Genomic DNA, 12,885 nt, shown 5'->3' with positions numbered 1-12,885 from the left:
GTCCCGGGCGACTCATGAGTCTCTCTGGGCTCGCGGGTGCCGCGGTGCGGCTGCCTCAAACACTTGGAGACAGCTCACTTCCGTAAATGAACGGACATATCACCGTGTGTAGTGCACTGCTCCGAATGGCTCACGCGGCGACGGAGTGCGCGAACCAGCCGATGGTCCGCTGAAGTCCCTCGCTCCAGCCGACCCGGGGCTGCCAGCCGAGCCGTTCCCGGGCCAGGGTGGTGTCGGGCCTGCGCCGGCCGGGGTCGTCGACGGGGCGTTCGACGAAGCGGATGCGGGAGCCGGAGCCGGTGAGTCCGACGATGCGGCGGGCCAGTTCCAGCATGGTGATCTCGTCGGTGCCGCCGATGTTCACCGGGCCGCTCTCACCGGAAGCGGCGAGGGCGAGGACGCCCTCGACGGTGTCGTCGACGTAGCACAGGCAGCGGGTCTGGCCGCCGTCGCCGGCGACGGTGAGGGGCATGCCGTCCAGGGCCTGCGCGATGAAGGTGGGCACGGCGCGGCCGTCGCCGGTGCGCATGCGGGGGCCGTAGGTGTTGAAGATGCGGACGATGGCGGCGTCGGTGCCGTGCACCTGGCGGTGCGCGGTGACCAGGGCCTCGGCGAAGCGCTTGGACTCGTCGTAGACGCTGCGCGGACCGATCGGGTTGACGTTGCCCCAGTAGGTCTCGCGCTGCGGGTGCTCCAGCGGGTCACCGTAGACCTCGGAGGTGGAGGCGAGCAGGAAGCGGGCGCCGTCGGCGAGGGCCCGCTCCAGGGCGTTGCGGGTGCCGGTGCTGCCGACGTCGAGGGTCTCCAGGGGCAGCCGCAGGTAGTCGGCGGGCGAGGCCGGGCAGGCGAAGTGCAGGACGAGGTCGAACCGGCCGGGCAGGCCGCGCAGTGCCGCCGGGTCGGTGGCGTCGGCGTGGACGAACCGGAAACCGCGGTGCCGCTCCAGTTCGGCCACGTTGCTCCGGGAGCCGGTGGACAGGTTGTCGAGGCACACGACGTCGGCGCCGGTGTCGAGCAGCCTGCCGCACAGGTGGGATCCCACGAATCCGGCTCCGCCGGTCACCAGGGCCCGGCGCCAGGGCCGGCCGCTCACGATGCTGTCGCTCACGGGGCTCTCCTCACTCTCGCCTTCACTTGCGTGTCGGCGCGAGTAACCCGGTGACCGTTCCCACTACCCCGAACGGGCATTCGACGAGGAACTATAAACTGCGTCTATACTCGCTATGTATAGTCCTCGCATGCCTTCTCTGACCAGGAAGATGAAGAAAACGGGGACCGGGTTGCGTGGGGCCACGGCGTTCGCGGCCGCGGCCGCGGTGATCTCGACGCTGAGCGGCTGCACCCAACTGGAGACGAGCGCCCCCAGCTCCGTCCGCGCCGCGGCGGGCGCCCAGGCGCGGGCCGCGTTCGGGATGGTCGACTGCCGCCGGGCCAGGTGCATAGCGCTGACGTTCGACGCCGGGCCGAGCGAGAACTCCGCCAGGCTGCTGGACATCCTCAAGGAGAAGCAGGTCCCCGCGACCTTCTTCCTGCTGGGCAAGCGGCACATCGACACGTATCCCGAGCTCGTCGCACGCATGGCCGACGAGGGGCACGAGGTGGCCAGTCACACCTGGACGCACAGGATCCTGACGGAGATCGAGCCGGACGAGATACGCGAGGAGCTGGAGCGCCCGAACGAGGAGATAGAGCGGCTGACCGGACAGCGCCCCACGCTGATGCGCCCGCCGCAGGGACGCACGGACGACACGGTGCACGAGATCTGCCGCGAGCTCGGTCTCGCGGAGGTGCTGTGGAGCGTGACCGCCAAGGACTACCGGACCACCGACTCCGACCTGATCACCGAGCGGGTCCTCGACCAGTCCTCCCGGGACGGCATCATCCTCCTGCACGACATCTACGAAGGAACGGTGCCCGCCGTGCCCGGGATCATCGACGCGCTCAAGAAGCGGGGCTACGTCTTCGTGACGGTGCCGCAGCTGCTGGCACCCGGAAAGGCCGAGCCGGGGAAGGTCTACCGCTAGGCGGCCCGCCGTGGGGCGGTGGAAACGGCGGCGAGCAGGGCCGATTCCCTACGATCGTTCCGTGGTCACCTTCTTCCTGGAACGCACCGCCCCGCTCCCCCCGGACGAGGCATGGCGCCGCCTCACCGACTGGCACCGCCACGGCGACGCGGTACCCCTGACCCGGGTCACCGTCGCCCCGCCCCCGCCGACCCGCCGGGGCACGGTCGTCGTGGCCCGCACGGGCATCGGTCCGCTCGCCTTCGACGACCGGATGGAGGTCACCGTCTGGCAGCCGCCGACCGACGACACCCCGGGCCTGTGCCGGCTGGACAAGCGGGGCCGGCTGGTCAGGGGCTGGGCCGAGATCGAGGTCCGGCCGGGCCCCGGCGGCCGGGCCCGGGTGCTGTGGCGCGAGGAACTGCGGGTCCGCCCGCTCCCGGACGTCTTCGACGGCCTCCTCGCCCGCTCGGGGCGTTACGTCTTCGGACGGGCGGTGAACCGGCTGCTGAGACAGCCGTGACGCACGACCACGCCGGCGGCCTTGAGCCCGACGGCGGTCAGGTAGCGGCGGGAGGCGTAGCGCAGCTCCTCCTCGCTGTGCCCGTGTTCGCCGGCCGCGACCGAGCTGCCCCCCGAGTTCGTGCCGTACGCGTACGCGATCAGGAGCAGGCGCTCCAGGAGCTTCGCCTCGTCGATGGCCTCGCGGGTGCCGACCCGGGGCCAGGGCCTTGAGCATCCCCGTGCGCAGGGCGGCTTCCTTGAGGATGTCGATCAGGGCGACGGTGCCCCACTTCTTGCGGATCGCCTTCTTGAGGCGCCGCAGGTTCTTCGGTTTCTTCTGCGGCTCGGGCTCGGCGGGGGCGTCCTGGCTGCGACGCCGGGACGGCGCGTGTTCGTCAGGATGTCTCCGGGCGCGTGATGTCCGCCGGCCTGTCGTGTGCCGTGCCAGCGGACTCGGTGTCCGAGAGTGCGGCGAGGAGCCGCAGTTTCTCGTCGCTGTCGCTGTCCTTGTCGGGGTAGTAGACGACGAGGATGACGTCGTCGATGGCGAGTTTGTCGCGGTGGAGGCGTAGTTCACCGACGACGGGGTGGTGGACGGTGGTGGTGCCTCCGTCGAGATTCCGGACGTCGTGGCGGGCCCACAGGGTGCGGAACCGCTGACTGGACAGTGCGAGCTCCGACGAGTTCGACGAACCGGGGGTTGTCGGTGTCGTCCCCGATGGTGGTGCGAAGCGCGGCGACGAAGTCGGCGGTGGCTTTGGCCCAATCCTGGTGGAAGGCTTGTTCTTCGGGATCGAGGAGGAGAGAACGTAGCCGGTTCTGGCCTGGCCGCAGGCGGGGGGAGAGCGCGACGGCCATGGGGTTGGAGGCCAGGACGTCGAACGCGCGCCCTTCGACGAACGCGGGGATCTGAAGGTGGGCGAGCAGCTCGTGCACCCGCGCCGGTACGTGCTCGGGCCGCTTGCGGCGCGGCGCCCTGGGGCGTGCCGCGGCGAGGCCGAGCAGATACGTCCGCTCGATGTCGTCGAGCTGCAGGACGCGCGCGAGTGATTCGAGGACCTGCGGTGAGGGGTTCGTGTCACGGCCTCGTTCCAGCCGCAGGTAGTAGTCGGGACTGATTCCGGCGAGCAGGGCGACTTCCTCACGGCGCAGGCCGGGCACGCGGCGGTTGCCGCCGGGCGGGAGTCCTGCCTGCGCCGGGGAGACCAGCTCACGCCGGGCACGTAGGTAGCTGCCGAGCGTGGGGGTTCACCTTTTCCTGGCCTGCTGTGGCGACGGCCGGGGGGACGAGCTCGACGACGCCGACACCGGTGCCGTCGAGCTGCGCGCGCAGTGCCTCGGAGTAGGCATGCACCGCGGCCTTCGAGGCGGCGTAGCTGGGCATGGGCGGGAAGGGCAGGAAGGCGATGCCGGAGGTGACGGTGATGAAGGTGCCGGCGCCCCGCCGGATCAGGTGCGGGGTGAACGCGTCGCACTTCGGCGCAAGACCTTCCCAGCAACGCGATTCCATGATGCGACACACTTCAGGGGCCCCGGAGATACCGGACAGGGACCCACAGAGTTGTCCCCGACCAGAATTCACACGGTGAATCCAGGCTCAGAAGAGAGTCTGGGTCTGTGAAGGGTCGGATTCGCGCGGGGAGGCATCGTCTAGCTCGGCCCGCTCGCTCTCCCCCTCTCCATCCCGGGAACGAGAGAAGATGGCCACACCCTCCACGTCGACATCCGGCTCGTCCGGGGCCGGAGAGTACAGTGAGACGCCGAGCCCGGTGAGGGAACACCCCGACTCGTCCAATTCAAAGGGCACATGCCGGTCGGCGAGCTCGGTCAGAACATCACCGAAGGGGCGCCCCGTCAGGCGGACGCCGGCAAGGGACGGCTCCGCCCAGTCAGTGCATTCGATCAGATCCAGACGATCGGATTCATCGAAACCGAGCATCAACCCGGCCTCCATGTAGTGATCGATGAGTGAGGTATCCGGAGTCCTTCGAAAGGACCGGTATTCACCCAGCCGATCCCGCAGAGTGGCCCTCGATTCACCGAATCGAATTCCCGCCAGACCGATCCAAGGGGTGATTTCACTCATGCCTACTCCTTGCCATGCCGCATAATCTCGACGTCCAATCATGGACGCATACACGCGTGGGCGCACCGCGAGCTCGAGCTCGCGGTGCGCCGCACAGGACCACAGCGACGGCATGTGCGAGAGGACGAAGCATTGGGCACCACTGCCCCCGAATCGGGGGTCGATCACCCGAATTCCGCGGAAACCTCCAAGCAAACTTCTGAGGCATTCCCTGACGAAACAACCGTCTCGGTAGCCGATTCCGCCGACCCACGTTCCCTGCGTTCCGGGCTTTTCGTAGCCGGGACCGCGCTGGCCGCCTGCCTCGGCCTGGTCCTCTACGGCGTACTCAACACCGGCGAGAACGACGGCAAGCCGGAACACCGCACCCCCACGGCAGCGGTCACCTACGAGGTGACCGGCCAGGGCACGGCCGACATCGCCTATCAGGGCAGCAGCGAGACCGGACAGGCCACCGTCGTGAAGGCGGCCACCCTGCCATGGCGCAAAACCGTCGACGTCCCACTCGGCAAGGAGCCGATCGTCAACATCGTCCTCGACGAGCAGGGCGGCCAGGCCCGCTGCACCCTCGCCGTCCGCGGACAGCACGTCCAAAGCGCCACCGCGACCGGCGCGTTCGGCCGCACCACCTGCGTCGGCCAACTGCCTCGCCAGGGCGCGCCCGGGAACTGACGCGGTGTCCCGTTCCCGGCAGGCAACCACCTGCGCACCGCGCGCGCAAGACGGCCGCAAGGGAAGACCGTGCCGTCAGCCTCCTGGAGATCCTCGCCCAGCGCGGGGAGGCGGGTGTGAGCGAGGTCGCCGCCGAGATCGACGTCCGCAAGTCGACCGCGTTCCGTCTGCTCGGTGCGTTGGAGGCGCGCGGCCTCGTAGAGCAGGCGACCGAGCGGGGCAAGTACCGGCTCGGTTCGGGGATCGTACGCCTGGCGGGCGCGGTCACGAGCCGGCTCGGCCTCACCCAGCAGGGCCGGGCGGTGTGCGAGCGGCTCTCCGAGAAGATCGGCGAGACCGTCGACATCGCCGTCCTGCAGGAGCATTCTTCTACGACCTGTGCGAGGTCGCCCTGCTTGTCCCAGCTGAGCGTCTGCGTGTTGCCGCCGAGCACGCGGCTGGTGGTGTTGTCGGCTTCGTCGTAGGTGTAGGTGTCCTGGGAGGTGACGGCGGGTGTGGTGCCGGTGGCCTTGGTCTGGTGACCGTCTTGGTGAGCTGGTGAGGGCCTGCGTCACCTTCACCATAGGTGTTGGCGACTGTCGAGATGGGTGTGCCGGCGATGCCGTGCCGGGTCAGGCCGGTGCGGTTGCCGATGACGTCGTAGGTGTAGGTGTTCCAGCACCCTCGTGGTGGATCGGGGTGTGGGCGCCGGTCAGTGAGACCCCGCTGCCGCCGCGCCGGCCCGCGACGATCTCGGCGGCGATCGACAGGGCCGTCTCCTCGGGCGTGCGCGCGCCGAGGTCCAGCCCGATCGGGGACCTGAGCCTGGCCAGTTCGAGGTCGGTGACGCCGACCTCACGCAGGCGTTCGTTCCGGTCGAGGTGGGTGCGCCGCGAGCCCATCGCGCCCACGTACGCCACCGGAAGGCTCAGGGCGAGCTTCAGCAGCGGTACGTCGAACTTGGCGTCGTGGGTCAGGACGCACAGCACCGTACGGCCGTCGACTTCGGTGCGCTCCAGGTACTCGTGCGGCCACTCCACGACGATCTCGTCCGCCTCCGGGAAGCGGGCCCGCGTCGCGAAGACGGGGCGGGCGTCGCACACCGTGACGTGGTAACCGAGGAACTTGCCGACCCGGACCAGCGCCGAGGCGAAGTCGATGGCGCCGAAGACGATCATGCGGGGGGCGGGGACCGAGGACTCGATCAGCAGCGTGAGCGGTGCTCCGCAGCGCGACCCCTGCTCACCGATCTCCAGCGTGCCGGTGCGGCCGGCGTCCAGGAAGGCGCCCGCCTCGGCGGCCACCGTGCGGTCCAGTTCCGGGTGGGCGCCGAAGCCGCCCTCGTGACTGCCGTCCGGGCGGACCAGGAGCGCACGGCCCTTCAACTGCGTCGGACCGCTCACGATTCGCGCCACCGCCGCCGCCTCCCCCCGCGCGGCGGCGGCGAGCGCGGCGGCGGCCACCGTCCGGACGGGATCGGCCGCCCGTACCGGCGTGACGAGGATGTCGATGACACCGCCGCAGGTCAGGCCGACGGCGAAGGCGTCCTCGTCGCTGTAACCGAAGCGCTCCAGGACGGTCTCGCCGTCCTCGAGCGCCTGCCGGCACAGCTCGTACACGGCGCCCTCCACACAGCCCCCGGAGACCGAGCCGATCACCGTGCCGTCGGCGTCCACCGCGAGGGCGGCGCCGGGCTGGCGGGGCGCGCTGCCGCCGACCGCCACCACGGTGGCCACGGCGAAGTCACGTCCCTGCTCGACCCACCGGTGCAGCTCTTCGGCGATGTCCAGCATCTGTCGGTCTCCTTTGACGGGTGGTTGTGAGAAGGGTTCCCGTGGGAGCGGCTAGTGCACGCCCAGCCAGCTCTCGATCGGGTTGAGGGCGAAGTAGACGAGGAAGATCGCCGTGAGGGCCCACATGAAGGCGCCGATCTCCCGGGCCTTGCCCTGGGCGACCTTGATGGCCACGTAGGAGATGACGCCGGCCGCGACTCCGGGAGTGATGGAGTACGTGAACGGCATGATCACCACGGTCAGGAACACCGGGATCGCGGTGGCGCGGTCGGCCCAGTCGACGTGCCGGGCGTTCATCATCATCATGGCGCCGATGACGACGAGGGCCGCGGAGGCGACCTCCTGCGGGACGATCGCGGTGATCGGGGTGAAGAAGAGGCAGGCGGCGAAGAACAGTCCGGTGACGACGGAGGAGAAGCCCGTTCGGGCACCCTCCCCGACGCCGGTCGCGGACTCGACGAAGACGGTCTGGCCGGAGCCGCCCGAGACACCGCCGACCACACCGCCGGCACCGTCGATGAACAGGGCCTTGGACAGGCCCGGCATACGGCCCTTGTCGTCGGCGAGGTTGGCCTCGGTGCCGACGCCGATGATGGTGGCCATCGCGTCGAAGAAACCGGCCAGGACCAGGGTGAAGACGATCACCGAGACGGTCATGACGCCGACGTCGCCCCAGCCGCTGAAGGACACCTCGCCGAAGAGGGAGAAGTCGGGCATCGACACGGGGCTGCCGTGCAGCTCGGGGGCGCCGTTCACCCACTGCTTGGCGTCGATGACGCCGGCCGCGTTCAGGACTGCCGCGACGACGGTGCCGCCGATGATGCCGATGAGGATGGCGCCGGGGATGTTGCGGGCCTGGAGAGCGAAGATCAGCAGCAGCGTGGCGGCGAAGAGGAGCACCGGCCAGCCGGCGAGCTCGCCGCCGGGACCGAGGATGACGGGACCGCCGCCGGGCGCCGGGTTGCGGCCGACGAAACCGGCCTTGACCAGGCCGATGAAGGCGATGAACAGGCCGATGCCCATGGTGATGCCGTGCTTGAGCGGCAACGGGATCGCGTTCATGATCATTTCGCGTAGGCCGGTGACGACCAGCAGCATGATCACGACACCGTAGGCCACACACATGCCCATGGCCTGGGGCCACGTCATGCTGGGCACGACCTGGGCGGCGAGCACGCCGGACACGGACAGGCCGGCGGCGAGGGCGAGCGGCACCTTGCCGACGAAGCCCATGAGCAGGGTGGTGAAGGCCGCGCCGAACGCGGTCGCCGTGATCAGGGCCTTCTGGCCCAGGGTGTCCCCGGCCACGTCCTCGCCGGACAGAATGACGGGGTTGAGCAGCAGGATGTACGCCATCGCCATGAAGGTCGTGACGCCGCCGCGCACCTCACGCGCGACTGTGGATCCCCGGTGGGATATGTGAAAGTAGCGGTCGAGCCACGACCGGCCGGCCGGGATGCGGGAACCCGCACCCGCGTCCTCGGCGGCGGTCGTGGGCTCCACTGACTGCTGGGTCATGGTGCCGTCTCCCAAGGTTCAAAGGGGCACCCGCTCGGCCGTCCTTGCGGCTGCGGGATTTGGGATGTGCACGACCCGGGGGACGGCCCGAGACGAACGTATGAGTGGTGGTGCTTCCAGGGCCGCGAGCGGAGCGGACCCGTGGGGGTGTGCTCCGGGCGGCGCGGAGTGTGTGACGTTCCGTGCGCCGCCCGGAGGTCTGTCACGCCGTTCCGGTCAGGTGCTCCGGGCGTACCGGCGTCCGGTCCAGCGCGAGTCCGGTCGCGTTCCGGATGGCCGCGAGGACCGCCGGCGTCGACGACAGGGTGGGTGCCTCACCGATGCCGCGCAGCCCGTACGGGGCGTGCTCGTCCGCGAGTTCGAGCACGTCGACCGGGATGGTCGGCGTGTCGAGGATGGTCGGGAGCAGGTAGTCGGTGAAGGACGGGTTCCTGACCTTCGCGGTCCTGGGATCGACGACGATCTCCTCCATCACCGCGATGCCCATGCCCTGGATCGTGCCGCCCTGGATCTGCCCGATGACGGAGAGCGGGTTGAGGGCCTTGCCGACGTCCTGGGCGCAGGCCAGCTCGATGACCTTGACCAGGCCGAGCTCGGTGTCGACCTCGACGACGGCGCGGTGCGCGGCGAAGGAGTACTGCACGTGGCCGTTGCCCTGGCCGGTGCGCAGGTCGAAGGCCTCGGTCGGCCGGTGCCGCCACTCCTCCTCGACCTCGACGGCCTCGTCGCCGAGGACGTCCACCAGGTCGGAGAGGACCTCGCCGCCGTCGGTGACGACCTTGCCGCCCTCCAGCAGGAGTTCGGCGGTGGCCCAGGCGGGGTGGTAGGAGCCGAACTTGCGGCGCCCGATCTCCAGGACCTTCTCGCGGACCAGCTCGCAGGCGTTCTTCACGGCGCCGCCGGTGACGTACGTCTGCCGGGAGGCCGAGGTCGAACCGGCCGAGCCGACCTGCGTGTCGGCCGGGTGGATCGTCACCTGCGTGACGCCCAGCTCGGTGCGGGCGATCTGCGCGTGGACGGTGACGCCGCCCTGGCCGACCTCCGCCATCGCGGTGTGCACGGTCGCGACGGGCTCCCCGTTGATGACCTCCATGCGCACCTTGGCGGTGGAGTAGTCGTCGAAGCCCTCGGAGAAGCCGACGTTCTTGATGCCGACCGCGTAGCCGACCCCGCGGACGACGCCCTCGCCGTGCGTGGTGTTGGACAGGCCGCCGGGCAGCTGCCGTACGTCGGCGCCCTCGCTGGACTCCCACTGGCGCTCCGGCGGCATCGGCATCGCCTTGACGCGGCGCAGCAGTTCGGCGACCGGGGCCGGGGAGTCGACCGGCTGCCCGGTCGGCATGATGGTCCCCTGCTCCATCGCGTTCAGCTGCCGGAATTCCACCGGGTCCATGCCGAGCTTCTTCGCCAGCTTGTCCATCTGCGCCTCGTAGGCGAAGCACGCCTGGACCGCGCCGAAGCCGCGCATGGCGCCGCAGGGCGGGTTGTTGCTGTAGAGGGCGATGGCCTCGATGTCCACGTCGTCGATCACGTACGGGCCGACGGACAGGGAGGAGGCGTTGCCGACGACCGCCGGGGAGGCGGAGGCGTAGGCGCCGCCGTCCAGGACGATCCGGCACTTCATGTGCGTGAGCTTGCCGTCCTTGGTGGCGCCGTGCTCGTAGTGGAGCTTCGCCGGGTGGCGGTGGACGTGGCCGAAGAAGGACTCGAAGCGGTTGTAGACGATCTTGACCGGCTTGCCGGTGCGCAGCGCCAGCAGGCAGGCGTGGATCTGCATCGACAGGTCCTCGCGCCCGCCGAAGGCGCCGCCGACGCCGGAGAGCGTCATGCGCACCTTGTCCTCGGGCAGGCCGAGCACGGGCGCGATCTGGCGCAGGTCGCTGTGCAGCCACTGGGTGGCGATGTACAGGTCGACGCCGCCGTCCTCGGCCGGCACCGCGAGGCCGGACTCGGGGCCCAGGAAGGCCTGGTCCTGCATGCCGAAGTAGTACTCGCCCTTGACGATCACGTCGGCGCGCTTCGCCGCCTCGTCGGCGTTGCCGCGGACGATCGGCTGGCGGTGCACGATGTTGGGGTGCGGGACGTGACCGATGTGGTGGTCGTCGCGGTTCTCGTGGACGAGGATCGCGTCGGGGGCGGTGGCCGAGGCCTCGTCGGTGATGACGGGCAGCTCCCTGTACTCCACCTTGATCTTGGCGGCGGCGCGGCGCGCGGTCTCCGGGTGGTCGGCGGCGACGATGGCGACCGGCTCGCCGTGGTGGCGGACCTTGCCGTGGGCGAGGACCGGGGTGTCCTGGATCTCCAGGCCGTAGTTCCTCACGTCGGTCGGCAGGTCGTCGTACGTCATGACGGCGTACACGCCCGGCATCGCGAGGGCCTCGCCGGTGTCGATCGACACGATCTCGGCGTGCGCGACCGTGGAGCGCAGGATCTGGCCCCAGAGCATGTCCTCGTGCCACATGTCCGACGAGTACGCGAACTCGCCGGTGACCTTGAGGGTGCCGTCCGGGCGGAGCGTGGACTCGCCGATGCCGCCCTTGGTCTGGGAACCCTGCGTGATTTTGGTGGGAGCACCGTTGGCAGCCATGCTCAGACCCCCTCGGACTGCCGGGCGGCCGCGAGGCGGACCGCGTCCATGATCTTCTCGTAGCCCGTGCACCGGCACAGGTTGCCCGACAGGGCCTCGCGGATGTCCGCGTCGGTCGGGTTCGGGTTGCGCTCCAGCATCTCGTCGGCGGCGACCAGCAGGCCCGGCGTGCAGAAGCCGCACTGGACGGCGCCGGCGTCGATGAACGCCTGCTGGATGGGGGCGAGTTCGGTGCCCTCGCCGGTCTGCGAGTCGGTGCCGTCGGCCTCCCACCGCTTGGCCTCGTCCAGCGAGGTGCCGCCGCAGGATCCGGTCCCGCAGGCGCGCTGCTTGGCGAAGTCCGCCAGGCCCTCCACGGTGACGACCTCGCGGCCCTGCGCCTGTCCGGCCGCGACCAGGCAGGAACACACCGGCACACCGTCCAGGCGGACCGTGCAGGAGCCGCACTCCCCCTGTTCACAGGCGTTCTTGGAGCCGGGCAGGCCCAGGCGCTCGCGCAGGACGTAGAGGAGGGACTCGCCCTCCCACACGTCGTCGGCCTCCTGCGGACGTCCGTTGACAGTGAAGTTGACGCGCATTACGCAGCTCCCTTTGCGGCGCGGCGGGTGCCGCGGTACGACTCCCAGGTCCAGGTCAGCGTCCGGCGGGCCATGACGCCGACCGCGTGCCGGCGGTAGCTCGCGGTGCCCCGGACGTCGTCGATCGGGTTGCAGGCGGCGGAGCACAGGTCCGCGAACTGCTTGGCGACCGACGGGGTGATGATCTTTCCGTTGTCCCAGAAGCCGCCCTCTTCGAGCGCCGCGTTCAGGAACTCCTCGGCGGCCTTCGCGCGGACGGGCGTGGGTGCCGCCGAGCCGATGCCGGTGCGGACCGTGCGGGTCTCGGGGTGCAGGGCCAGGCCGAACGCGCACACGGCGATGACCATGGCGTTGCGGGTGCCGACCTTGGAGAACTGCTGGGGGCCGTCGGCCTTCTTGACGTGGACGGCGCGGATCAGCTCGTCGGGTGCCAGCGCGTTGCGCTTCACACCGGTGTAGAACTCGTCGATCGGGATGCGGCGCGCCCCGCGCACCGACTCGACCTCGACCTCGGCACCGGCGGCGAGCAGCGCCGGGTGGGCGTCGCCGGCCGGGGAGGCGGTGCCGAGGTTCCCGCCCACGCCGCCGCGGTTACGGATCTGCGGGGAGGCGACCGTGTGCGAGGCGAGGGCGAGACCCGGCAGCTCGGTGTCCAGGTTCTCCATGATCCTCGTGTAGGGCACGGAGGCACCGAGCCGTACGGTGTCCTCGCCGACCTCCCACTCGGTGAGGTCGCCGATGCGGTTGAGGTCCATGAGGTACTCGGGCCGGCGGTGGTCGAAGTTGATCTCGACCATCACGTCGGTGCCACCCGCGATCGGCACAGCGGTGGGGTGCTCGGCCTTGGCGGCGAGCGCCTCCTCCCAGCTGGCGGGGCGAAGGAAGTCCATGACCGGCTCTCTTCTTCGTCTGATGGGGTCGTACAGATTGAGCCAATCCGTGTGCGGCGGGCCCGGCTCGTTCATGTGCTGTTCACGTGGAGTGGGCTCAGTACACCGTCCTGTGCTCCACCGGGGTCAGTCGCAGAAACCATGAAGGAGTTGGCTGGCCAGGCCGGGCATCTTGTAGATTCGTATGAACGGAGGTCATCAGTAACCTCCTTGTCTTCCTCTGGAAACGCGCGACACGACGGCGTGACCTGGAACACAGCTCGGAAGCAGGCGGG

At 69.9% G+C, this 12,885-nt stretch carries 10 protein-coding genes and 4 pseudogenes; 4 read left to right on the top strand and 10 right to left on the bottom strand.

The features are described 5' to 3' along the window. Positions 1-130: 130 nt before the first annotated feature. Positions 131-1,108 carry a UDP-glucuronic acid decarboxylase family protein gene (locus tag IE260_RS04030; RefSeq protein WP_229880400.1) on the bottom strand — a complete coding sequence of 326 codons (978 nt, stop codon included), beginning with the start codon at positions 1,106-1,108 and terminating at the stop codon, positions 131-133. 130 nt (positions 1,109-1,238) lie between these two features. Between IE260_RS04030 and IE260_RS04025 the strand changes: the two genes are divergently transcribed. Then, entirely contained in the window at positions 1,239-2,024 is a 786-nt protein-coding gene (locus IE260_RS04025) for a polysaccharide deacetylase family protein (protein ID WP_229880399.1), read from the top strand. A gap of 61 nt (positions 2,025-2,085) precedes the next feature. Then, positions 2,086-2,526 (top strand): SRPBCC family protein, encoded by a 441-nt coding sequence (locus IE260_RS04020; protein WP_189869034.1) that lies wholly within the window; start codon positions 2,086-2,088, stop codon positions 2,524-2,526. On the opposite strand, the pseudogene IE260_RS42990 reads toward IE260_RS04020, so the two are convergent. The 4 genes and pseudogenes from IE260_RS42990 to IE260_RS04000 form a co-directional block, all read right to left on the bottom strand. After that, positions 2,481-2,708, bottom strand: a pseudogene (locus IE260_RS42990) (Tn3 family transposase); the annotation flags it as partial. The gene IE260_RS04020 and the pseudogene IE260_RS42990 overlap by 46 nt on opposite strands. A 194-nt stretch (positions 2,709-2,902) precedes the next feature. Next, positions 2,903-3,716: pseudogene (locus IE260_RS04010) on the bottom strand (helix-turn-helix domain-containing protein). A 19-nt stretch (positions 3,717-3,735) separates the two neighbouring features. After that, a pseudogene (locus IE260_RS04005) lies at positions 3,736-3,978 on the bottom strand (SDR family NAD(P)-dependent oxidoreductase); the annotation flags it as partial. Between the two features lie 126 nt (positions 3,979-4,104). Beyond that, positions 4,105-4,593 (bottom strand): hypothetical protein, encoded by a 489-nt coding sequence (locus IE260_RS04000; RefSeq protein ID WP_189869033.1) that lies wholly within the window; start codon positions 4,591-4,593, stop codon positions 4,105-4,107. Positions 4,594-4,707: 114 nt separating this feature from the next. Here IE260_RS04000 and IE260_RS03995 point away from each other — a divergent pair, with 114 nt between their 5' ends. Both IE260_RS03995 and IE260_RS03990 read left to right on the top strand, forming a co-directional pair. Then, positions 4,708-5,265, top strand: coding sequence for an MmpS family transport accessory protein (locus IE260_RS03995; protein WP_229880398.1), 558 nt, complete (start codon positions 4,708-4,710; stop codon positions 5,263-5,265). 65 nt (positions 5,266-5,330) lie between these two features. Beyond that, positions 5,331-5,627, top strand: a pseudogene (locus IE260_RS03990) (helix-turn-helix domain-containing protein); the annotation flags it as partial. 249 nt (positions 5,628-5,876) lie between these two features. Here the strand turns inward: IE260_RS03990 and IE260_RS03985 are convergent. The 5 genes from IE260_RS03985 to IE260_RS03965 all read right to left on the bottom strand — a co-directional run bounded on the left by IE260_RS03985 (position 5,877) and on the right by IE260_RS03965 (position 12,610). After that, positions 5,877-7,037: an XdhC family protein gene (locus tag IE260_RS03985; protein ID WP_189869032.1), complete on the bottom strand. Its 1,161-nt coding sequence runs from the start codon at positions 7,035-7,037 to the stop codon at positions 5,877-5,879. A 51-nt stretch (positions 7,038-7,088) separates the two neighbouring features. Beyond that, entirely contained in the window at positions 7,089-8,555 is a 1,467-nt protein-coding gene (locus tag IE260_RS03980) for an NCS2 family permease (RefSeq protein WP_189869031.1), read from the bottom strand. Positions 8,556-8,757: 202 nt separating this feature from the next. After that, positions 8,758-11,142, bottom strand: coding sequence for a xanthine dehydrogenase family protein molybdopterin-binding subunit (locus tag IE260_RS03975; protein ID WP_189869030.1), 2,385 nt, complete (start codon positions 11,140-11,142; stop codon positions 8,758-8,760). 2 nt (positions 11,143-11,144) lie between these two features. Next, entirely contained in the window at positions 11,145-11,720 is a 576-nt protein-coding gene (locus IE260_RS03970; RefSeq protein ID WP_189869029.1) for a (2Fe-2S)-binding protein, read from the bottom strand. Beyond that, positions 11,720-12,610, bottom strand: coding sequence for an FAD binding domain-containing protein (locus IE260_RS03965; protein WP_189869028.1), 891 nt, complete (start codon positions 12,608-12,610; stop codon positions 11,720-11,722). Before IE260_RS03965 ends, IE260_RS03970 begins: the two co-directional genes overlap by 1 nt. Positions 12,611-12,885 lie beyond the last annotated feature (275 nt).

Source organism: Streptomyces viridiviolaceus, assembly GCF_014650995.1.
GTDB classification, from domain to species: domain Bacteria; phylum Actinomycetota; class Actinomycetes; order Streptomycetales; family Streptomycetaceae; genus Streptomyces; species Streptomyces viridiviolaceus.
The sequence above is the reverse complement of the archived record's forward strand: the minus strand, read 5'-3'. Positions and strand labels throughout refer to the sequence as shown.

Coding starts and splice junctions, on each gene's coding strand:
- IE260_RS04025 (WP_229880399.1), top strand. CDS start 1,239: ATGCCTTCTCTGACCAGGAAGATGAAGAAAACGGGGACCGGGTTGCGT.
- IE260_RS04000 (WP_189869033.1), bottom strand. CDS start 4,593: ATGAGTGAAATCACCCCTTGGATCGGTCTGGCGGGAATTCGATTCGGT.
- IE260_RS03985 (WP_189869032.1), bottom strand. CDS start 7,037: ATGCTGGACATCGCCGAAGAGCTGCACCGGTGGGTCGAGCAGGGACGT.
- IE260_RS03980 (WP_189869031.1), bottom strand. CDS start 8,555: ATGACCCAGCAGTCAGTGGAGCCCACGACCGCCGCCGAGGACGCGGGT.
- IE260_RS03975 (WP_189869030.1), bottom strand. CDS start 11,142: ATGGCTGCCAACGGTGCTCCCACCAAAATCACGCAGGGTTCCCAGACC.
- IE260_RS03970 (WP_189869029.1), bottom strand. CDS start 11,720: ATGCGCGTCAACTTCACTGTCAACGGACGTCCGCAGGAGGCCGACGAC.
- IE260_RS03965 (WP_189869028.1), bottom strand. CDS start 12,610: ATGGACTTCCTTCGCCCCGCCAGCTGGGAGGAGGCGCTCGCCGCCAAG.